Origin of the sequence: Actinoallomurus sp. NPDC052308 (assembly GCF_040679195.1) — a bacterium.
Classification (GTDB): Bacteria; Actinomycetota; Actinomycetes; order Streptosporangiales; family Streptosporangiaceae; genus Actinoallomurus; species Actinoallomurus liliacearum.
In genome coordinates, this window is sequence record NZ_JBFAUM010000027.1 from 8,097 (window position 1) to 26,636 (window position 18,540).

The following is an 18,540-nucleotide window of genomic DNA, read 5'->3' on the forward strand; positions in this document are numbered from 1 at the left end:
CCCCGCGCCCCCCCGCCCCCCGGTCCCCCCGTTCAGCCCCCCCCCGGTGGGGGGGGGGGCGCGGCCCGGCCCCCCCCCCCCCCCCTCCTGCCGTTCGAACCCACGGCGCGCCTCCGTGGAAACCAGGTGACGAGGTGTGATGATGACAACACCATCCGGTCCCGCGTGGGACGATCCGCAGCTCAACGCCCTGGCCCGGAGGCTGCGCGAGGCGCACACGAGGGTGGCCGGCCTTCCGGGCGTGCACAAACCCCGTCTGACCAGGCAACTCCTGCTCATAACCGATCTTGCCAAGCGGGATCCGACGCTTGCCGTCAAGCGGCTCGAATCCTTCATGATCGAGCTCGACAGCGATGAAAACGCATCCTGAATGGCGCTTCTGCCTGCGACACAGGCGCAAACACCGGCCATGGGTGATTGTATAGATGCCCTGAGGTCCCCTAGTTTCGAGCGAGCAAGGGGGAAGAGGAGCAAACCCATGAACAAGCGCGAACTCGTCGACGCGATCGCCGATCGAGTCGGCAGCAAGAAAGCGGCGACCGAGGCGGTCGACGCCATCCTGGACACCATTCAGGAGACGGTGGCCAAGGGCGAGAAGGTGGCCATCACCGGTTTTGGATCCTTCGAGAAGGCCGATCGGCCGGCTCGTGAGGCCCGGAACCCGGCGACGGGCGCCACGATCAACGTGCCCGCGACCTCGGTGCCGAAGTTCAAGGCAGGATCGGATTTCAAGAACCTGGTGGCCGGCGCCAAGAAGAGCTGACGGCGTGCCGACGGCGCCCGGCGAGACGAGAGTCCGCCGGGCGCCGTCGCGGTCCCGGAGCCGTTCGGCCGGTGGGACGGCGAGTCCCGGCCACGGGGCGGCCGCCCCGTGAGCGGCGATCCCGGAGGCCGGAACGCGGTCGGGAGCGGCTCCGGGCTTGGAAGCCGGAACGCGGTCGGGAGCGGCTCCGGCTCTGGGGGCCGGAACGCGGCCGGGGGCGGCTCAGGGCAGCGGGAACGTCGAGAGCGTGATCACCGTGATGCGGTCGTCCTCGACCGCGAGGTTGACCCGCTGCCCGAACCTCAGCAGCCGCAGGCCGCCGGCGTCGAACGCCGCCGTGTCGAAGGCCATCTCGCTTCCGTCGTCCAGCAGCACACTGCCGGTCCGCGTCTCGGCGTCGTACGCCTTCACCGTGCCCTGCATGCCGCACAGACTAGAGCGTCCGGGAAGAACGCCCGACGGCGAGCCGACCGCCCGTGCGCCCGGTCAGTCCGGCGGGGCGGAGGAGCAGGGCACCGGCAGCAGCGGAGCCACGGACGCCGTCCGCGGCCCCACCCCGAGGACGAGCGCGGCCCGCAGGTCGTCGATCGTGTCGACGTCCTGGCGCACGCTGCGGACCTCGTCCAGCGCGATCTCCCGCACGCCCAGGCCGCGGTGCCGGGCCCGGGAGTCCGTCCCGAACGCCGGCGCGAACACCGCCCCGGGCCGTGCCGTGTACAGCGTGGTGCCGAACCCCGCGAGGTCGGGCAGGAAGGCGTTCGGCGCCTCCTCCGCGGCCTCCAGGACGAGGCCCAGCTCGGCGGGCCGCAGAGCCGGCAGGTCGGCGGACATCGCGCCGACCCCGGCGTCCGACGCCAGCGATCGCGCCCACTCGACGCCGTGGACCAGTGCCGGGTTAAGCCCGGCGTCCGGCTCGTCGGGGACGATGTGGGCGCCCAGCGCCGCGAGTTCGGGCGCCGCGACCGGGTCGTCGGTGACCACCACGACCCCCCGGACCCGTGGACACCGCAGCGCGGCGGATACGGTGTCGGTCGCGATGGCCAGCGCCAGCCGCTCGCGATGGGGGCCGGCGGCGCCGGACAGCCGTGACTTCGCGCGGGCCAGTGGCTTGACCGGCACGACGAGCATCCATGTGAGGCGATGGGTACCAGACATCGTGGGTCGACACTACGCGGAAACACCCGCGACACTTGACGACACCCCCGGCTCGACCGGGATGAAGTGAGGAGGAGGGCATGGGTCATTCGCCCGTCTGGCGCGCGATCGTCGTGGGGATTCTGCGCCCGCTGCTGTTCACGCTGTTGAAGCGGGACTGGAAGGGGCAGGACAACATCCCCCGGAAGGGCGGAGTGATCATCGCGGTCAACCACCTGTCGTGGTCTGACCCCCTCGCCATGGCCCACTTCATCTACAAGGCGGGCCGCTTCCCCGTCTACCTCGCCAAGGCCGGTGTGTTCAAGGCGCCGGTGATCGGCCGCATCATCCGCCGGACCGGGCAGATCCCGGTGTACCGCGAGCGGGCGGACGCGGCGCTGGCCCTCCGCGACGCGGAGAAGGGCCTGCGCGGCGGCGAGTGCGTCATCTTCTACCCGGAGGGCACCTGCACCCGGGACCCGGACCTGTGGCCGATGACCGGCAAGACGGGCGCGGCCCGGATGGCGCTGACCACCGGCGTCCCGGTGATCCCCGTGGCGCACTGGGGAGCGCACATCCTCTGGCCGTACGGCACGAAGAAATTCCGCCCGTTCCCGCGTAAGACGATGCACGTCGTCGCCGGGCCGCCGGTCGATCTGTCCAAGTACGAGGGCCGTCCCCTGGACGCGGAGACGCTGAACGCCGCGACCGCCGACATCATGCGGGCCATCGCCGACCTGCTCGCCGAGCTGCGTGGCGAGCCCGCCCCGGAGAAGCTGTACGACCCGCGCGAGGCCGCCCGGGCCCGCCGCGCCGACAAGGCGAGCGACACGGCCGCCGACACGCCGAGCACGGCCGACGCCGAAACGCCGAGCACGGCCGCCGACACGAGCGATGCGGCCGCCGCCGAGGCGTCCGGAGCTGCGGACGCCGAGGGGACCGACACGGGCAAGGAGGCCAAGGCCTCTTGAAGATCGCGGTGCTCGGGGCAGGGTCATGGGGGACCGTCTTCGCCAAGGTGCTGGCCGACGCGGGCGGCGACGTCGCGATGTGGGGGCGCCGCGCCGAGCTGGTCGAGGCGATCAACGACCGGCATGAGAATCCCGACTATCTGCCGGACGTACGGCTGCCCGACCGGCTGACGGCCACCACCGACGTCGCCGCGGCGCTCGCCGACGCGTCATACGTCATGCTGGCCGTGCCCGCACAGACGCTCCGGTCGGGGCTGGCGGAGTGGCGGCCGCTGCTGCCCGCCGACGCGGTCCTGGTGAGCCTCATGAAGGGCATCGAGCTGGGCACCTGCAAGCGGATGAGCGAGGTGATCCGTGAGGTCGCCGACGTGCCCGAGGAGCGCGTCGCGGTGATCACCGGCCCGAACCTCGCCCGCGAGATCGCCGCGGAGCAGCCCTCGGCCGCGGCCGTCGCGTGCGTCGACGAGGCGACCGCGCAGAAGCTGCAGCTCGCCTGCATGACGCCGTACTTCCGCGCCTACACGAACTCCGACGTCATCGGCTGCGAGCTCGGCGGCGCGGTGAAGAACGTCATCGCCCTGGCCGTCGGCATCGGGGTCGGCATGGGCATGGGCGACAACGTACGTGCGCTGGTGATGACGCGCGGCCTGGCCGAGATCGCCCGCCTGGGGGCGGCGCTCGGCGCGGACCAGCACACGTTCGCGGGCCTGGCGGGCATGGGCGACCTCGTCGCCACCTGCAGCTCACCGCTCTCCCGGAACCGCACCTTCGGCGAGAACCTCGGGCGCGGGATGAGCCTGGAGGAGGTCGTCAAGGCCACCCGGCAGACGGCGGAGGGCGTGAAGTCCTGCGACGCGATCCTCGCGCTGGCCCGGCAGCACCACGTCGAGATGCCGATCACCGAGGCCATCGTCGCGGTCATGCACGGCGGGCTCAGCCCGGCCGACGCGGGGCGGCTCCTCATGTCGCGGACGCCGAAGCCCGAACGCTACGGCGTCTGATCCCGGGGCACCTCTTTCCCGTCGAGCGGGGAAGAACGTCACGAGGCGAAATGACGTGTAATGTCGGTGCCCGCGACTGTCGGTGCAGGTGGGAAGAGGTGGATCGATGGGCAGGATCCGGGTCGCCGTCGTCTTCGGCGGACGCAGTTCGGAGCACGCGATCTCCTGTCTCACCGCGGGCAGCGTGATGGCCGCGATCGACCAGGACCGGAACGAGGTCATTCCCGTCGGCATCGCGCGCGATGGGCGCTGGGTCCTCGCCTCCGGGCAGCGGCTCTCGATCGAGGACGGCAAGCTGCCGGAGGTCGCCGAGGACGGGCTGCCGCTGGCGCTGCCGTTCGACCCGGACCGCCGTGGCCTGGTCGTCGTGGAGCCGGGCCAGGTGCCGCGGGCCCTCGGCGACGTGGACGTCGTGCTCCCGCTGCTGCACGGCCCGTACGGCGAGGACGGAACGATCCAGGGCCTCCTCGAACTGGCGGGCGTGCGCTACGTCGGCGCGGGAGTGCTCGCCAGCGCCGCGAGCATGGACAAGGCGTACATGAAGCTGGTCTGGCAGGGCTGCGGGCTGCCCGTCGGCCCGTACGTCGTCGTCAAGGACCGGCAGTGGCGGCGGGAGCGCAAGCAGGTCGTCGACGAGATCAAGGAGCTCGGCTGGCCGGTGTTCGTCAAGCCGGCGCGGGCGGGCTCGAGCATGGGCATCTCCAAGGTCGAGTCGGAGGACGCGCTGGAGGCCGCGGTCGAGGCCGCGCGCGAGCACGACCCGAAGGTGATCGTCGAGGCGGCCATCCCGGGCCGGGAGATCGAGTGCGGCGTGCTCGAGGGGCTCGGCGACGAACCGGCCGAGGCCAGCCTGCCCGCCGAGGTGCGCGTGGGCTCCGGCCATGACTACTACGACTTCGAGGCCAAGTACCTCGACGACGGCCTCGCGCTGGACATCCCGCCGCAGCTCCCGCCGACCGTGATCGAAGAGGTCCGCCGGCTGTCGGTGCAGGCGTTCGACGCGCTGGGCTGCGAAGGGCTCGCCCGGGTGGACTTCTTCTATACCCCGGACGGCAGGTTGATCCTCAACGAGATCAACACGATGCCCGGCTGCACGCCCGCCTCGGCGTTCCCCAAGATGTGGGCGGCCACGGGCCTGGACTACCCGGCCCTGGTCGACCGCTGGATCCGCACGGCCCTGGCCCGCCCGCTGGGCCTGCGCTAGCGGGTCAGCTCCTGGTACCGGGCTCGGCCGTTGCCGGGAGGGCCGCGGCGATGCAGTCGAGGACGCGTTCCAGGCCGTACCGGAACTGGTCGTCGGGGCCCAGGTGCGGCTGGCGCGCCTCCATCACGATCTTGGTGAAGATCGGGTACTCCCCGCTCTCCACAAGCTGCCGGACGTGCGGGTGGCTCCGCTCCATCCACTCCGACTCGCTGAGCCCGCTGCGGCGGGCCTCCTCGGCCCCGCTGATCTCCCCGCGGACGGTGCTCTCGACGTAGCCGTTCAGAATGGCCATGAGGACGAAATTCTCGTCGATGGGGACGTGGGCGTCGAGCACCCCCATCACCCGTTCGATGAGCAGCATCTGGTTGGGGCCGAAGCCGGGCAGTGACCGGTGCACGGTGGCGATCCACGGGTGCCGCAGCCACATCGCCCGCAGTCCGTCGGCGTAGCGCGTCAGGTCCGCGCGCCAGTCGCCGGAGGGCATTCCCTCGACGTCGATCTCACCCATCAGCCGGTCGGCCACGAGCACGATGAGGTCGTCACGGCTCGGGACGTATCGGTAGAGGGACATCGCGCCGGCCCCGATCTCGGCGGCGATCCGCCGCATGGTGGCGGCCTCCAGCCCCTCGGCGTCGGCGATCCGGATCGCGGTCTCGGTGATCTGCGCGCGGCTGTAGGTCGGCTTCGGCCCGCGGGCCGGGCGCTCGGGCCGCATCCAGATGCTCACGTACTCGGCGTCGGTCACCGTTCCACCCTCCTAGTTGCGTACATGGTACCCAGTGATCTAACTTGGCCGTCATAACCGCGTACAACGTACTCAGTGGAGGTGGTCATGACGGATCCGATCGTGGTCGCCGAGGGGCTGTACAAGTCCTTCGGCGACACCCATGCGTTGCGGGGTCTGGACCTGAGCGTCCCGGGGGGAACGGTCTGTGGTGTGCTGGGGCCGAACGGCGCGGGGAAGACGACCGCGGTGCGGATCCTCGCGACCTTGTCCGACCCTGATGCCGGGCATGCCCGCATCGCGGGACATGACGTCGTCCGCGAGGCCGGCAAGGTGCGCGAGCGGATCGGGCTCGCGGGCCAGTACGCCGCCGTGGACGAGAAGCTCACCGGCCGCGGCAACCTGCGCATGTTCGGGCGCCTCTCCCACCTGTCCCGGCGCGAGGCGCATCGGCGGGCCGACGAGTTGCTCGAACGCTTCGGGCTGATGGACGCCGCCGATCGTCAGGTCACCGGCTACTCCGGCGGAATGCGGCGCCGCCTCGACCTGATCACCAGCCTCATCCTGCGCCCCGAGGTGCTCTTCCTGGACGAGCCGACCACCGGCCTGGACCCGCGCAGCCGCGGCGAGATCTGGGACAGCGTCCGCGAGCTGGTGACGGACGGCACCACGGTGCTGCTCACCACGCAGTACCTGGACGAGGCCGACCGGCTGGCCGACGACATCGTGGTCATCGACCACGGGCGGGTGATCGCGACCGGCACTCCCGACGAGCTGAAGGCCACGATCGGGGATCGCCTCGACGTCGTCCTCGAAGACCCCGGCGCACTGGGGCCGGCGGCGACCGTGCTGAACGCCCTGGCCGGGACCGATCCCACCATCACGGACGCCGACCGGCTCAGCGTCGCCCTGCCCGGCGGCGGCCTCCGGCTCGCCGACATCGTGCGCGAGCTGGACCGCGCCGGGGTCGCCGTGGCCGACGTGAGCCTGCGCCGCCCCACCCTCGACGAGGTGTTCCTGCGCCTCACCGACCGGAAGGAGCCCGTCCGATGACCGCCCTCACCTCGCCGATGAGCCGCCGCCTGCGCTGGACGTTCACCGACGGGCTGACCCTGGTCGGCCGCGAGCTGGGACGCCTGCGGCAGAACCCCGGGGAACTCATCGCCGCACTGATCTTCCCGGCCATCATGGTCGTGCTGTTCGGGTACGTCTTCGGCAGCGCGATCCAGGTGCCGGGAGGCGGGAACTACCGCGAGTACCTCATGCCCGGGCTGTTCTCGATGGTGACCTTCTCGTCGGTGATGGGAGTCATGGTGCGGGTCGCCACCGACGCCTCCCGCGGCGTGATGGACCGGTTCCGGTCCATGCCGATGGCGCGGTCGGCGGTGCCGTTCGGGCAGACCGGCGCCGACTCCCTGACCGGTCTGCTGTCGCTGGCCATCATGGTGGGGGCGGGCCTGCTGGTGGGATGGCAGCCCCACCGCGGCCTGATTCCCACGGCCGAGGCGTTCCTGCTGCTGATGGTGCTGCGGTACGCGCTGAGCTGGGCGGGCGTCTACGTGGGCCTGGTGGTGAAGAACGACCAGGTCGCCGACCAGTTGGTGCCCCTGTTCTTTCCGGTCACGATGCTGTCCAACTCGTACGTCCCGACGGGCGGGATGCCAGGGTGGCTGCGGTTCCTGGCCGACTGGAACCCGGTCAGCGCGCTCACCGCCGCCTCCCGGGAGCTGTTCGGCAACCCGGGTGCCCCGTCCGGGCACGTGGCCTGGCCGCTCGCGCATCCGGTGGCCGCCGTCCTGCTCTGGTCGGCCGCGCTGCTGGTGGTGTTCGTCCCGCTGTCGGTCCGCACCTACACGCGCCGGGGCCGGTGAAGGCCAGAGCCGGGGGCGCGGACGGGCCTTCGGCCCCATGGTCCGGCGTCGATGGTCCTCTCACGGGCAGGTCCGGCGGCGATCGGCCCCGGCGGCGACCGCGCGGACGCTCAACGGTGGGCGGTCAGAGGCGCGTGGTGGTCGGTGCCGCCGCTGGGGTCGGGGTCGGCGTGGACGGTGGCGGCCCTCAGGCGGGGGATCGCGTGGATGAGGGCGTGCTCGGCGTCGACCGCGATCGTGTGCGCCTGGACGGCGGTCGCGCCGGCGTCGACGATGACGTCGCATTCGGCGCGCAGGTGGTGGCCGATCCAGCGCATCCGTACCTGCCCAAGGCCGAGCACGCCGGGGGTGGCGCGCAAGGTCGTCTCGGCGTGGTCGATCAGGGCCGGGTCGACGGCGTCCATGAGCCGCCGGTAGACCTCGCGGGCGGCTTGGCGCAGGACGGACAGGATCGCGATGGTGATGAGCAGGCCGACGATCGGGTCGGCCTGGCGCCAGCCCAGAGCGGCTCCGGCCGCCCCCGCAAGGACGGCCAGGGAGGTGAACCCGTCGGTGCGGGCGTGCAGCCCGTCGGCGATCAAGGCGGCAGAGCCGATCTTGCGACCGACGCGGATCCGGTAGCGGGCGACCAGTTCATTGCCGGCGAACCCGGCCAGGGCCGCCGCGGCGACCGCCCACAGATTCGACACGTCCTGAGGGCGGGCCAGGCGCTGGACGGCGGCGTAGGCGGCGGCGACGGAGGAGGCCGCGATGGTCGCCACGATCACCACGCCGGCCAGGTCCTCGGCCCGCCCGTAGCCGTAGGTGTAGCGACGGGTCGGCGAGCGGCGGCCCAGCCAGAACGCCACCCCCAGCGGCACCGCCGTCAGCGCGTCGGCGGCATTGTGCAGAGTGTCGCCCAGCAGCGCGACCGATCCGGAGAAGGCGACGACGAGCGCCTGGATCACCGTGGTGGCGCCGAGCCCGGCCAGGGAGACCCACAACGTCCGCATTCCCTCGGCAGAGGACTCCATCGCCGCATCCACCTTGTCGGCCGCTTCATGGGAATGCGGCCGCACCAGATGAGTGATCTTCCCCCACCACCCGGACGATTCAACGTGCCCATGTCCGTGGCCGTGCTGATGGCCGGCGGCTGACTGGTGATCGGTCATGGGCCCAGGATCGCGGAGGATCACGGCTGCAGCATCTCGATACCTACGCAGCTCACGCGGTTGCGAACCGCTCGCGGTAGCCGGGAATCCTCGACTGGACGTCCGTACGGCGCCGGGCTCGTGCCCGGGGCCGTACGGCGCCGGCTCAGCAGGTGTTCAGCATGCTGGTCAGCGCGGACTTCTCCGCACTCTGCAGGGTCAGGTCGTAGTACCACTTGACCTGGATCCAGGCGCGCGCGTAGGTGCACCAGAACGACGTCAACGACGGCTTCCAGGTCGTGGGGTCCTGGTCGCCCTTGGCCTGGTTCACGTTGTCGGTGACGGCCCACAGCTCGGGGCCGCCCAGGTCGTTGGCGTACGCCTGGCGCTGCGCGGTCGTCCACGCCCACGCGCCGGACCGCCAGGCCTCGGCGAGCGGGACCATGTGGTCGATGTCCACGTCCGACGCGGCGGTCCAGGTCGCCCCGTCGTACGGGCTGTACCAGCGCCCGGAGGTGGCGGCGCAGCTCGAGTCGGTGACGACGTTCGTGCCGTCCCGCTTGAGCACCTCCTCGCGGGTGTTGCACGTCCCGCTGATGGTGATCCAGTGCGGGAACAGCGAGCGGTCGTAGGTGGACTGGTGGCTCTCGGCGGCGACGGTGAGCGTGGCCAGCCGGGACGCCGCGGTGCTCGCGGAGGGGATGTTCGGCGGGGTGGCGTTCGCGGTTCCGGCCGTGGCGGCCGTCAGCGCGACGACGAGCGACAGTGTTCCGGTGACGGCGGCGAAGGCTCGCTTCACGAGCGTTCTCCTCCTGCCCGCTGCTCCGGCCAGGCGGGGGACTGGACAGGTACGGAGCAGTCGACACACGGAGAGTCGCCGAACGTGACAGGTGGCGAAATGTCACCTGTTGATCCTCAATACTCCTTAATTCGTCGCAAATCGCCCGTGACGCCACGTGACCTGGGGAGACGGCCCGGGCGCCGCTCACCGAGGCAGGGGAACGTTCAGCGCGGGCTCCCGCGGTGTACGACGTCGTGCCGCCCGCGTGCCACGGAGCGTTCACCGGGGGCGCTTGTGGATCATGCCGGTGAGGCCCAGTTGACGAGGGATTAAGCACCGTGAAACCACCCTGAAACAGCACCAAGTGCAGGATTGAGGTGTTCGAGAGTCAGCGTGAGAAGGGACCGAAACGTTGCTGTTCACGCCCGTCGCCCCGGTTCCGACCGTGCACCACCTGCCCGGTCACGATCGCTGGCATCCGGACATCCCGCCCGTCGCCGAACTGATCGCGGGCAGCTCCGTTCGAATGCGGTGTCAGGGCGGCGAGCTGCTGTGCGGCCCGGTCGGAGTGGTCGGCGCGGAGCCCGGCGACCTTCTCATGGTCGAGGTGCTCGGCATCGGCCGTACGGACGGCCGCCCCGCGGCCGGCGCGCACCCGGGCATCCTCGGTCTCGCCCCGTCGCACGCGATGCTCCGGGACCCCGCCGGTGATCCGACCGGCGCGGTCCTCGGCCGCGTCGCGCCGACCACGGCCGGACACGCCCACGTCGCCGCGTACCGGGACCGGGCCTCCTGCCGGGCCCTCACGTCACGGTCGCAGATCCTGCTGCCCGTGCACGTGGCCGGTGCCCGCATCTCCGTGGGAGACCTGCACTTTCTCGAGCGGGGCCGCTGCCGTACCGCCGACGGCTGGATCGACCTGCGCATGCATCTGACCAAGCGGGGAGTCGAACGGTTCCGGATCACCGAACCGGTGCTCATGCCGCTCACGACCAGCTCCCTTGACGCGACCGTCGCCGGTCTGACCGCCGACGTCGCCTGAAGCTCGCGCAGGCGCGCGAAGGAGGAGGTGAGTGCCTAGCGGATAGCGTTCGGATACCGTCAGGAGGCACCGACGCCGGGGGGAGCGACTCGTCTCCCGCGCCCCCCGGCGTTTCCTGTGCGTGGCATGCCGGAGGCGATGGACGACTCTGACCTGGTCGAGTTCGCCACCAGGCTGTTCGGCCTCGCCCGGGCCGCCCGGATGTTCGGCGACGACGACCTCCTGGCCTGGTTCGAGGGGTAGAGCCCGGGGCCGCGTCAGCCGGACGCCTGGTCGCTGTCCCGGAAGCTGCCCCAGCCGTGCCAGCGGTCGATCTCGATCCAGGCGCTGACCCGGCCGCGGTCCCGTTGCGGGTACGGCCGGCCCCCGTACTGCACGGACAGCCGGTCGATGTCGGAGAGGTCCTCGTCGTCGCGGATCTCGGTCACGTGGCCGATGAGGGTCACATGGGTGTACCAGTTATCGGAGTCGAGGACCGTCAGCGAGACCCGGGCGTCGTTGCGAAGGTGGTCGAGCCGCTTGCGGCCCTCGTCCATGTTGATCAGCACCCGGCCGTCGTCCCACAGGTACCAGGTGGCCGTGGACACCGGCTGCCCGTCGGATCGCACGGTGGCGATGACGGCGGGGTTGGGCTTCTTCAGCATGGCGATCGCGTCCTCCGGGAGCGGCGGCTTCGACATGACGCGTCCTCCTTCTGCGATGCGCGGCCCCGTGGGGCGGCCACGCCGGGTGATCGACGGGATGCATCTACGCTGCCACACCCGTCCGCGCCACCGCGCAGCGCCCCTCTCAGGGCGCCGACGGCCGGTCGTCGTCGAGGGCCGCGAGGTGCGGGCGTAAGAGAACGGTCCGGCCGCTGATCGCGGACCGGACCGTTCGTCGTCTTCGTCGTGGCGACCGCGTCACGCGGCCAGGGGCACGTCCATGCGCTGGGCCATCTCCCGCATGCGGCGCAGGGCGGCCAGCTCCATCTGCCGGACCCGCTCGGCGGACACACCGAGGCGGCTGGCGATCTCCCGGCGGCTGTGCTCGGTGCCGTCCTCCAAGCCGAACCGGGCCCGCAGTACGGTCGCCTCGCGCGGCTCCAGGCGCTCCAGCATGTCGTCGATGATCTCGAGCTGGACGCCGGCCATGGCCTCGTCCTCGGGTGACGGGGTGCTCTCGTCCGCCAGCAGGTCGCCGAGCGAGGTCTCCTCGTCCTCGCCGACCACCGCGTCCAGGCTCGCCGGGGTGCGGTCCCAGCGGTCCAGCTCGCCGATGCGCTCGACCGGCAGGTCCAGTTCGGCGGCCAGCTCCTCGTTGGTCGGCTCCGAACCGGTCAGCAGCACGAGCTCACGGCGGGCCTTGCGCAGCCGGTTCACGTCGGTGTGCACCGCGCCCGGCAGCCGTACGGACCGCGACGAGTTGGCCAGCGCACGGCCGATCGCCTGCCGGATCCACCAGGTCGCGTAGGTGGAGAACTTGAAACCGCGCCGCGGGTCGAAGCCCTCGACGGCCCGGATCAGGCCGATCGTGCCCTCCTGGATCAGGTCGAGCAGGCTCAGGCCGTCCGTGGGGTACCGCCGGGCGACGCTGACGACGAGACGGAGATTGGCCAGGATGAAGCGGTCCTTCGCGGCGTCGCCGCGGACCGCGAGCTCCTCCAGCTCCTCGCGGGTCGCGCCGTCCGGCAGCGTGCCCTCGTCGAGGTGGTTGTGGGCCAGCAGCCCGGCCTCCATCGCCAGCGCGAGCTCGATCTCCTCTTCGGCGCTCAGCAGTGGCGTGGCGGCGATCTCGTCGAGATAGGCCCCCAGCAGGTCGCCGTCCGCCGCCCGTCCCGGCCGCCTGACGCGCCTGCCGTCATTCGTGGTCGCCGCCATGGCCACCTCGCTCTCACATCGAATCCCAAACGGATCAACGCGGATGTGTCCTCTGCTGTTCCGCGATACCCGATTGCGGGCACCCTCAACACGACAGAGAGCACCCGAGGCATTGCCGCGGGTGCTCTCTGCCATGGTGCGTCATGGCGACCGTGATGCGAGAGGTGTCAGGCGCGAACGGCCTGGATCTCCAGGGAGATGTCGACCTTGTCGCCGAGGAGGGCCTTGTCGCCGGACAGCGGCACGTTGAACTCGATGCCGTACTCCTTGCGGGAGATCGAGCCGGTGGCGGTGAAGCCGGCGCGGGTGCCGCCCCACGGGTCCTCGCCGACGCCGTTGAACTCGACGTCGAGCGTGATCGGGCGGGAGACGCCGCGGATCGTGAGCTCGCCGTCGAGAAGGTTCTTGTCGCCCTCGCTCCGGACGCCCTTCGTCACGAACTTGATCGTCGGGTGGTTCTCGACGTCGAGGATGTCGGCGGACCGGACGTGCGCGTCCCGGTCGGCGTTGCGGGTGTCGATCGAGCTGATCTCGATCTCGGCGGTGGCGGTGGAGGCCAGCACGTCCTCGGCGATCTCGACGGAGCCGCTGAACGCGGTGAACGAGCCGCGGACCTTGGACATGAGGTGGCGGATGGTGAAGGTGACCTCGGAGTGGGCCGGGTCGATGTTCCAGGTGCCGGCGGTCAGGCCCAGCTCGGCGGCGGTTACGCTCATGGTCGCTCCTGTGTTTGAATCTTCAACGATCGGAACAGTGGCGAGTTTAGTTGAAACTTCAACCGAACACAACTCCGTTCCGCACTTTTCGAACCGGCGCCGCACGCCCCTCATTCCGTCCCAGCGGGTCGGTACCCGCCACCGAGGTGTCCCGAACGCTCGGTCATCGCGACGGCGAAGCGGGATGACGGTGGCATGGCGCCACCGTCATCCCGCTTCACCCCGAGCGTTCCGCTCGACGCCGCCCTCGCGGGCGTCACTCCGGCGGTCGTTCGCAGGTGCTCAGAGCCCGGTCCGTACGCTCTCGGCTCCAACGGTGACGCGGGCGAGCGCGCCGATCTCCAGTGCCGTCCACAGCGAGCCGTCGGGACCGAGCGTGATGCCATGCGGTTCTGAGTTCCGGGTGGGCAGGGCGTGCACCTGGATCGTGCCGTCCGGGGTGATCGAACCGACACGGTTGCGGCCCCATTCGGTGAACCACAGCCGGCCGTCGTCGCCGGGGGTGATGGCGTGCGGACGGGCGGACCGGTCCGGCAGCGGAAACTCGGTGATCATGCCGTCGGTGTCGATCCGGCCGATCTGGCCGGCGTCCATCTCCACGAACCACAGCGCGCCGTCCCGGCCCGTGGCGATGCCCACCGGCGCGGCGCCCTCGGTCGGCAGCGGGTGGACGGCGATCTCCCCGTCCATGCCGATGCGGCCGATCGCGTTGGCCTGGTTGAGGGTGAACCACATCGCGCCGTCGGTGCCGGCGGTGATCATAGAGGGGAGGGCGCCGGTGACCGGGAGCGGGAACTCGGTGACCCGGCCGTCGGTGGTGATCCTGCCGATACGGTCGGCGGTGGTCTCGGTGAACCACAGCGCCCCATCCGGCCCGGCGGCGATGCCGAACGGTCCGCGGTCCGGACTCGGAAGCGGGAACTCCGCGATCGTGCTGTCGGTCGTGATCCGTCCGATCCGGTGTGCCTGGTACTCGCTGAACCAGAGGGCGCCGTCCGGCCCGGCGGCGATGATCGTCGGCCAGCACTCTGGATCGAGCCGGTGGCTCGTGGGCTCGCCGCCGGGGACCAGACGGCCGATCTCGCCGCTGTGGACCAGGGTGAACCACAGCGCCCCGTCCGGCCCGGTCGTGATCGCGTACGGTCCCGCGCCCGGGTCGGCGACGGCCTGTTCGACGATGGACACGGAGGTCATCGGCTCTCCTTTCGGTGGTGTTCGGCGGCGACGCGTTCGATGCTCAGGCCGAACAGTTCTTCGCTCGTGGCCTGGGCCTGGAGGGCGTCGAAGGCGTCCACGAGTCTTCTCTCCTCCCACTGGAAGTGGGATTCGAGGATGGCTGCCAGACCATCGAGCTCCCGCCCTATCTGTTCGGTGTTGTCCGGGGTCAGCGCCGTGAGGAGCCCTTGCAGCCTGCGGAGGATGTCGGCGACCAGCTCATGATCGCGCCGCAGCTCTTCCAGCACCGGAACCAGCTCGGGGAACCGCTCACCGAGAACTCGGAACGCGGTGGTGTCCTCGCCGGTGTGGTGCCGGGTCAGCGCCTGGCAGAAGGCCGTACAGTGCGCCCGCAGCGGCGCCGGGGCCTGTGGGGTCGCGCCGCCGGCGTAACCGGCGACCTCGTCGCGGAGCCGCGCCAACTCGGCGCGGAGCCACCGATGAACCTCGACCAGTTGCCCGCCGAGGGCCCGTGCCCGGTCACCCGAGCCGTCCTCGGGAGCCGGGACCCGCTCATCACCGGTCATCGAGCGCCCCCGCCCTCGGCCGGTACGAGCGCGACGACGGGGATCCGCCGCTCCACCCGAGATTGGTAGTCGGCATATCCGGGGGCCAGCGCCGTGATCATCGCGAACAGCGCGTCACGTTCGGCGCCTTCGGTGATGACGGAACGGGCGGCGAGCGTCCGGTCCGCGATCTCGATCTCGGCCACCGGATGCGCGCGCAGGTTGTGGTACCAGGCGGGGTGACGGGGCGATCCGCCGGCCGAGCCGACGACCAGCAACCGGTCCCGGTCGCGGAAGTAGGCCAGCGGACTGGTCGCCGGGCGCCCGGACCGCGCTCCGATCGTGGTCAGCAGGAGCAGGTCGGCGCCGGCGAACGGGCCGCCGACACGCCCGTGGTTCGCGCGGAACTCCGCGACGATCGGCTGGTTGATCGGGTGTACGTACGGCTCGGGGGAGGGCGGGGTGGACTCAGGGCGCGAGAAGGGCATCCAGCAGCTTTCGATCAAGGAGAACAGACGGAACGGATCGCCGGAACCGGCTGTACGGCCGACGGCGGCGGTGATGGGTCTGGCTGGGACCGCGAACGGGGCTTACGCGAGCCCCGGCGTCGTTCAGTGGGAAAGAAGACGTGGACGCATGGCGGTCTCCTTGATCACGTGCCTCCATGCCGACGCCGTCCACCTGGCGCCGACACGCGACACGGGGAACTGCCTATCACGGCGCCGCGACGACGATCAACTCCCCGCCTCGGTGCCGACGGTCTCGCCGGGTGGCTCAGCCCACCCGTCTCCGGGTCTCCCGGAGCGTGGGGATGTCTCAGCCGGTGGCCGGCCGCCCCGAATGCTCGGAGACCGGGGTCGCGAAGCGGGATGAAGGCCGCGAAATCCAGGCCGCGATCCGGCTTTTACCGAGCCTTCAGAGCAAAGGGGCCCGGCGCGATGGCCGGGCCCTGCGTTCAGCATGGCAATGGATCACCAGGGCCAGAGGTCGTCGGCGACCTCCAGGATCTTCGCGGCGGCACCGCCCAGAGCCGAGCCACCCGGAGCCGGCCGTGACGACCGGCCCGAGGACCGGGGCGAGGACGGGCCGGAGCGGGTGTCCCTCGGCTTCTCCTTCCCACTCCTCACGAAGTAGGCGATCGCGTCGTCCTTTTCCTTCTGTGTGGCCATTCGATTCTCCCCTGATTGGGTCTCGCGGGATCCGCGAGACTGCTTAAGGAAGATCGTCTGTCTCGAAGACGAGTCGGCCACTCGTAGCGTGCGCGGGGCGAGGCGGCCCGGGTCCCCGTGCCGGGCCGCCTCGCCGGGGCCGGGATCAGGCGAAGACGGTTCCGGTCTCGGTGAAGAGCGCCTCCAGGACCCGGAGGGCGCGCCAGGCCTTGGTCATGCCGAAGCGGGCGGAGAAGCGCACCACCGCGCGTGCCTCGCCAGGAGTTGCGCCGGCCCTGAGAGCGCGGGTGACGTGGACGCGGAAGCTCTCGTCCAGCGTCTGGTACAGCACGTCGACCGTCATCGTCGCGAACGCGCGCTCGCGCACGCTCAGCAGGTTCATGCCCGCCCGCATACGGGACTGCAGATCCATGAAGTCGGCGAAGGGCGCGTCGAGGTTGCGTACCGCCTTTCGTGTGGGGGCCGGGACCGGGCTCTCCGAGCCGTTCGCGTCGACCTGGTGGCCGAGGCCGGTGGGGCCGGGCAGTCCCTTCTCCTGCTCGATCTCGGTCAGGCGGGCCAGGGCGGCCAGCGCGGCGGGATATCCGCTGTCGTAGGAGATGAAGCGGAGCAGCTCTCGGAGCTCGTCGGCCGACAGGCCGTGTTCCCGCGCAGTCACGACGTGGGCCTCGTACGGCAGCCCGAGCGTCTGCTGGGAGACGTCGGCGACGAGGGACAGCAGGATCTTCTCCCGCGTCGACAGCTCCGGAGTCTCCTCCCAGAGCACGTGGTCGGTGGCGGCGCTCATCTCCGCGAACACCGGGTCGAGTGCCTTCGCGTGGGTGTCGAAGGGCAGTGGCATGAGGGACTCCCTCAGTAAGTAAACGACTGTAGCGCTACGACTGTAAGGCAATAGTCGTTCCCTTACAATGGGCGAGCCATGGACGAGACCCCCTCAGCGCAGGACGAGATCTCCGAGGAGCGGAGCCCCGCACGCCGCCGCGCGCGCGGCCGCAACCCCCGGGGCCAGGGCGAACGACTACGGGACGAGATTCTGTCCGCCACGCTCCGACTGCTGAACGACCTCGGTGACGACGAGGCGCTGTCCCTGCGCGCCGTGGCGCGAGAGGTCGGCATCGCCGCGACCTCCGTCTACATCCACTTCGAGGACCGGGACGCCCTCGTCTACGCGGCCCTGGAGCGCTGCCACCGCGACCTGGTGCGCGATCTCGACCAGGCCGAGACCGGCGCGGCCGACCCGGTGGCACGGCTACGCGCCCGGCTGCTCTTCCTGGGTTCCTGGGTCGGCCGGCACTCCGGCCTCTACAAGGTGCTCCACGAGAGCACCCTCAACCAGCGGACGCACCTGGCGTTCAAGGAGGACCTGACCGACCGCACCACGGCGGCCGTGCAGCGCTGCATGGACGCGGGCCTCGCGCCCGCCGATGACGCGGCGGCGGTGTCACTCGACCTGAGGGCGGCCGTCCACGGCACCGTGTCGATGCGCGTCAACGAGCCCGACCTCCCCTGGCCGCCGCTCGAAGAGCAGATCGACCGCTTCCTCACCAAGCTCGTCGGCGTTCGCCTGCCGGGCGGCTCGTAGCCGAATAAGGTCATCCGCCATGGCCGGTACGAAGACAGTGCGCGTCGTGTTCGTCAACGCCGAGACCGGTGGGGAGCTCGGCCGCAGCGAACTCGCGGCGGAGGCGTTGCCGGACACCTTCGAGATCGACACCGTCCTTCACCTGGGTGACACGGACTGGTCGGTGCAGCGCGCCGAGCCGCCGACGGCCGAGCGGTTCCTGGCGACCGGCACCCTGACGCTGACGGTCCGTCGCATCGAATCGATGCGCCCCAGCGACATCCTGTACTCGATGCCGACCCTCTACGACCCGCTGCCCCCGCCCGGTGGTCAGGCTCACGACGGGGTGGCCTTCGAGATCCACGAGGACACCTGGCGTCAGGTCGAGATGATCTCCGCCGAGCTCGACGACCAGATCGCGGCCGAGTTGCTCGCGGTGCGCCGCATCTACGACGAACACGCCCGCCGCGACGAACACGGCCGGTTGTACGGCTTCGAGGCGATCCACGTACGGACCGGCCCCACCCGGCCGCTGCCGCAACCGGTGTCTCTTGAGCGGCTATCGAGCATCCTGTCGCCGATCGACCACCGCTACGCCGGAGTCGGCTACCGGGCCACCGCCGGCCTCATCGCCGACTCGTTCGCCTTCGCCGTCGGCCCGTTCGTCCTCTATGGGCTCGCCGAAGGCGACCTCGCCACGACCCTGTGCGTGGCCGTGGAACGACCGGAAGCGCCGGAACGGCTCACCGCGCTGACCGACGCCCTCGACGACGCCATGCGCTCGTTCGACCTTCGCCTCGTCGACTGGTGCCGCTGCGCCGCCGTCACGGCGGACTCGATCGCCGACTACCTGACCGCCGTCGCGCCCGAATAGACGACCCCCGCCCTCGGCT

At 70.9% G+C, this 18,540-nt stretch carries 23 protein-coding genes; 10 read left to right on the forward strand and 13 right to left on the reverse strand.

The window, feature by feature from the left end; genetic code table 11:
* Positions 1-142: 142 nt before the first annotated feature.
* Both AB0L00_RS37355 and AB0L00_RS37360 read left to right on the forward strand, forming a co-directional pair.
* Positions 143-370 carry a hypothetical protein gene (locus AB0L00_RS37355; RefSeq protein ID WP_364442153.1) on the forward strand — a complete coding sequence of 76 codons (228 nt, stop codon included), beginning with the start codon at positions 143-145 and terminating at the stop codon, positions 368-370.
* A gap of 108 nt (positions 371-478) precedes the next feature.
* Positions 479-763: an HU family DNA-binding protein gene (locus AB0L00_RS37360; RefSeq protein ID WP_345361035.1), complete on the forward strand. Its 285-nt coding sequence runs from the start codon at positions 479-481 to the stop codon at positions 761-763.
* A 222-nt stretch (positions 764-985) separates the two neighbouring features.
* On the opposite strand, the gene AB0L00_RS37365 is transcribed toward AB0L00_RS37360, so the two are convergent.
* Complete coding sequence (locus AB0L00_RS37365; RefSeq protein WP_252847685.1) at positions 986-1,186, reverse strand: hypothetical protein; 201 nt, start codon at positions 1,184-1,186, stop codon at positions 986-988.
* A gap of 63 nt (positions 1,187-1,249) precedes the next feature.
* The gene (cofC, locus tag AB0L00_RS37370) at positions 1,250-1,891 is read right to left on the reverse strand and encodes a 2-phospho-L-lactate guanylyltransferase (protein ID WP_364442154.1); all 642 of its coding nucleotides are present in this window, start codon (positions 1,889-1,891) and stop codon (positions 1,250-1,252) included.
* Between the two features lie 107 nt (positions 1,892-1,998).
* Between cofC and AB0L00_RS37375 the strand changes: the two genes are divergently transcribed.
* The 3 genes from AB0L00_RS37375 (at position 1,999) to AB0L00_RS37385 (ending at position 5,073) form a co-directional block, all read left to right on the forward strand.
* Positions 1,999-2,868 (forward strand): 1-acyl-sn-glycerol-3-phosphate acyltransferase, encoded by an 870-nt coding sequence (locus AB0L00_RS37375; RefSeq protein ID WP_364442155.1) that lies wholly within the window; start codon positions 1,999-2,001, stop codon positions 2,866-2,868.
* Positions 2,865-3,869: an NAD(P)H-dependent glycerol-3-phosphate dehydrogenase gene (locus AB0L00_RS37380; protein ID WP_364442156.1), complete on the forward strand. Its 1,005-nt coding sequence runs from the start codon at positions 2,865-2,867 to the stop codon at positions 3,867-3,869. The genes AB0L00_RS37375 and AB0L00_RS37380 overlap by 4 nt, the downstream gene beginning before the upstream one ends.
* 106 nt (positions 3,870-3,975) lie before the next feature.
* A complete protein-coding gene (locus AB0L00_RS37385; protein WP_364442157.1) occupies positions 3,976-5,073 on the forward strand; it encodes a D-alanine--D-alanine ligase family protein in 1,098 nt (365 codons plus the stop codon).
* A gap of 4 nt (positions 5,074-5,077) precedes the next feature.
* Here AB0L00_RS37385 and AB0L00_RS37390 read toward each other — a convergent pair whose 3' ends face one another.
* A complete protein-coding gene (locus AB0L00_RS37390; RefSeq protein ID WP_364442158.1) occupies positions 5,078-5,818 on the reverse strand; it encodes a TetR/AcrR family transcriptional regulator in 741 nt (246 codons plus the stop codon).
* An 87-nt stretch (positions 5,819-5,905) separates the two neighbouring features.
* Here AB0L00_RS37390 and AB0L00_RS37395 point away from each other — a divergent pair, with 87 nt between their 5' ends.
* Both AB0L00_RS37395 and AB0L00_RS37400 read left to right on the forward strand, forming a co-directional pair.
* Positions 5,906-6,850 (forward strand): ATP-binding cassette domain-containing protein, encoded by a 945-nt coding sequence (locus AB0L00_RS37395; protein WP_364442159.1) that lies wholly within the window; start codon positions 5,906-5,908, stop codon positions 6,848-6,850.
* Complete coding sequence (locus AB0L00_RS37400; RefSeq protein ID WP_364442161.1) at positions 6,847-7,668, forward strand: ABC transporter permease; 822 nt, start codon at positions 6,847-6,849, stop codon at positions 7,666-7,668. The genes AB0L00_RS37395 and AB0L00_RS37400 overlap by 4 nt, the downstream gene beginning before the upstream one ends.
* A gap of 110 nt (positions 7,669-7,778) precedes the next feature.
* Here AB0L00_RS37400 and AB0L00_RS37405 read toward each other — a convergent pair whose 3' ends face one another.
* Together AB0L00_RS37405 and AB0L00_RS37410 are read right to left on the reverse strand one after the other, a co-directional pair.
* Positions 7,779-8,681: a cation diffusion facilitator family transporter gene (locus AB0L00_RS37405; protein ID WP_364442162.1), complete on the reverse strand. Its 903-nt coding sequence runs from the start codon at positions 8,679-8,681 to the stop codon at positions 7,779-7,781.
* A gap of 283 nt (positions 8,682-8,964) precedes the next feature.
* Complete coding sequence (locus tag AB0L00_RS37410; RefSeq protein ID WP_364442163.1) at positions 8,965-9,597, reverse strand: HNH endonuclease family protein; 633 nt, start codon at positions 9,595-9,597, stop codon at positions 8,965-8,967.
* A 394-nt stretch (positions 9,598-9,991) separates the two neighbouring features.
* On the opposite strand from AB0L00_RS37410, the gene AB0L00_RS37415 reads away from it, so the two are divergent.
* The gene (locus AB0L00_RS37415; protein ID WP_364442165.1) at positions 9,992-10,621 is read left to right on the forward strand and encodes an acetamidase/formamidase family protein; all 630 of its coding nucleotides are present in this window, start codon (positions 9,992-9,994) and stop codon (positions 10,619-10,621) included.
* Between the two features lie 257 nt (positions 10,622-10,878).
* Here AB0L00_RS37415 and AB0L00_RS37420 read toward each other — a convergent pair whose 3' ends face one another.
* The 8 genes from AB0L00_RS37420 to AB0L00_RS37455 all read right to left on the reverse strand — a co-directional run bounded on the left by AB0L00_RS37420 (position 10,879) and on the right by AB0L00_RS37455 (position 16,927).
* Positions 10,879-11,301, reverse strand: a complete 423-nt coding sequence (locus AB0L00_RS37420; RefSeq protein ID WP_364442166.1) for a PPOX class F420-dependent oxidoreductase — start codon at positions 11,299-11,301, stop codon at positions 10,879-10,881.
* 222 nt (positions 11,302-11,523) lie between these two features.
* Positions 11,524-12,480, reverse strand: coding sequence for a sigma-70 family RNA polymerase sigma factor (locus AB0L00_RS37425; protein ID WP_364442168.1), 957 nt, complete (start codon positions 12,478-12,480; stop codon positions 11,524-11,526).
* Between the two features lie 167 nt (positions 12,481-12,647).
* Entirely contained in the window at positions 12,648-13,196 is a 549-nt protein-coding gene (locus AB0L00_RS37430) for a YceI family protein (RefSeq protein WP_364442169.1), read from the reverse strand.
* A 282-nt stretch (positions 13,197-13,478) separates the two neighbouring features.
* Entirely contained in the window at positions 13,479-14,390 is a 912-nt protein-coding gene (locus AB0L00_RS37435) for a virginiamycin B lyase (RefSeq protein WP_364442171.1), read from the reverse strand.
* Positions 14,387-14,938, reverse strand: a complete 552-nt coding sequence (locus tag AB0L00_RS37440; protein ID WP_364442173.1) for a hemerythrin domain-containing protein — start codon at positions 14,936-14,938, stop codon at positions 14,387-14,389. The genes AB0L00_RS37435 and AB0L00_RS37440 overlap by 4 nt, the downstream gene beginning before the upstream one ends.
* Complete coding sequence (locus tag AB0L00_RS37445) at positions 14,935-15,405, reverse strand: nitroreductase family deazaflavin-dependent oxidoreductase (RefSeq protein ID WP_364442175.1); 471 nt, start codon at positions 15,403-15,405, stop codon at positions 14,935-14,937. The genes AB0L00_RS37440 and AB0L00_RS37445 overlap by 4 nt, the downstream gene beginning before the upstream one ends.
* A gap of 483 nt (positions 15,406-15,888) precedes the next feature.
* Complete coding sequence (locus AB0L00_RS37450; RefSeq protein WP_364442176.1) at positions 15,889-16,086, reverse strand: hypothetical protein; 198 nt, start codon at positions 16,084-16,086, stop codon at positions 15,889-15,891.
* 145 nt (positions 16,087-16,231) lie between these two features.
* Positions 16,232-16,927, reverse strand: coding sequence for a carboxymuconolactone decarboxylase family protein (locus AB0L00_RS37455; protein ID WP_364442178.1), 696 nt, complete (start codon positions 16,925-16,927; stop codon positions 16,232-16,234).
* A 78-nt stretch (positions 16,928-17,005) separates the two neighbouring features.
* Between AB0L00_RS37455 and AB0L00_RS37460 the strand changes: the two genes are divergently transcribed.
* Positions 17,006-17,668 carry a TetR/AcrR family transcriptional regulator gene (locus AB0L00_RS37460; RefSeq protein WP_364442180.1) on the forward strand — a complete coding sequence of 221 codons (663 nt, stop codon included), beginning with the start codon at positions 17,006-17,008 and terminating at the stop codon, positions 17,666-17,668.
* Positions 17,669-17,687: 19 nt separating this feature from the next.
* Entirely contained in the window at positions 17,688-18,521 is an 834-nt protein-coding gene (locus tag AB0L00_RS37465) for a hypothetical protein (RefSeq protein ID WP_364442181.1), read from the forward strand.
* Positions 18,522-18,540: the final 19 nt, after the last annotated feature.

Excerpts from the sequence above, each read along its gene's own strand:
- AB0L00_RS37355 (WP_364442153.1), top strand. The coding sequence starts at position 143 with ATGACAACACCATCCGGTCCCGCGTGGGACGATCCGCAGCTCAACGCC.
- AB0L00_RS37360 (WP_345361035.1), top strand. The coding sequence starts at position 479 with ATGAACAAGCGCGAACTCGTCGACGCGATCGCCGATCGAGTCGGCAGC.
- AB0L00_RS37365 (WP_252847685.1), bottom strand. The coding sequence starts at position 1,186 with ATGCAGGGCACGGTGAAGGCGTACGACGCCGAGACGCGGACCGGCAGT.
- cofC (WP_364442154.1), bottom strand. The coding sequence starts at position 1,891 with ATGCTCGTCGTGCCGGTCAAGCCACTGGCCCGCGCGAAGTCACGGCTG.
- AB0L00_RS37375 (WP_364442155.1), top strand. The coding sequence starts at position 1,999 with ATGGGTCATTCGCCCGTCTGGCGCGCGATCGTCGTGGGGATTCTGCGC.
- AB0L00_RS37385 (WP_364442157.1), top strand. The coding sequence starts at position 3,976 with ATGGGCAGGATCCGGGTCGCCGTCGTCTTCGGCGGACGCAGTTCGGAG.
- AB0L00_RS37395 (WP_364442159.1), top strand. The coding sequence starts at position 5,906 with ATGACGGATCCGATCGTGGTCGCCGAGGGGCTGTACAAGTCCTTCGGC.
- AB0L00_RS37400 (WP_364442161.1), top strand. The coding sequence starts at position 6,847 with ATGACCGCCCTCACCTCGCCGATGAGCCGCCGCCTGCGCTGGACGTTC.
- AB0L00_RS37405 (WP_364442162.1), bottom strand. The coding sequence starts at position 8,681 with ATGGAGTCCTCTGCCGAGGGAATGCGGACGTTGTGGGTCTCCCTGGCC.
- AB0L00_RS37420 (WP_364442166.1), bottom strand. The coding sequence starts at position 11,301 with ATGTCGAAGCCGCCGCTCCCGGAGGACGCGATCGCCATGCTGAAGAAG.
- AB0L00_RS37425 (WP_364442168.1), bottom strand. The coding sequence starts at position 12,480 with ATGGCGGCGACCACGAATGACGGCAGGCGCGTCAGGCGGCCGGGACGG.
- AB0L00_RS37430 (WP_364442169.1), bottom strand. The coding sequence starts at position 13,196 with ATGAGCGTAACCGCCGCCGAGCTGGGCCTGACCGCCGGCACCTGGAAC.
- AB0L00_RS37435 (WP_364442171.1), bottom strand. The coding sequence starts at position 14,390 with ATGACCTCCGTGTCCATCGTCGAACAGGCCGTCGCCGACCCGGGCGCG.
- AB0L00_RS37440 (WP_364442173.1), bottom strand. The coding sequence starts at position 14,938 with ATGACCGGTGATGAGCGGGTCCCGGCTCCCGAGGACGGCTCGGGTGAC.
- AB0L00_RS37445 (WP_364442175.1), bottom strand. The coding sequence starts at position 15,405 with ATGCCCTTCTCGCGCCCTGAGTCCACCCCGCCCTCCCCCGAGCCGTAC.
- AB0L00_RS37450 (WP_364442176.1), bottom strand. The coding sequence starts at position 16,086 with ATGGCCACACAGAAGGAAAAGGACGACGCGATCGCCTACTTCGTGAGG.
- AB0L00_RS37455 (WP_364442178.1), bottom strand. The coding sequence starts at position 16,927 with ATGCCACTGCCCTTCGACACCCACGCGAAGGCACTCGACCCGGTGTTC.
- AB0L00_RS37460 (WP_364442180.1), top strand. The coding sequence starts at position 17,006 with ATGGACGAGACCCCCTCAGCGCAGGACGAGATCTCCGAGGAGCGGAGC.
- AB0L00_RS37465 (WP_364442181.1), top strand. The coding sequence starts at position 17,688 with ATGGCCGGTACGAAGACAGTGCGCGTCGTGTTCGTCAACGCCGAGACC.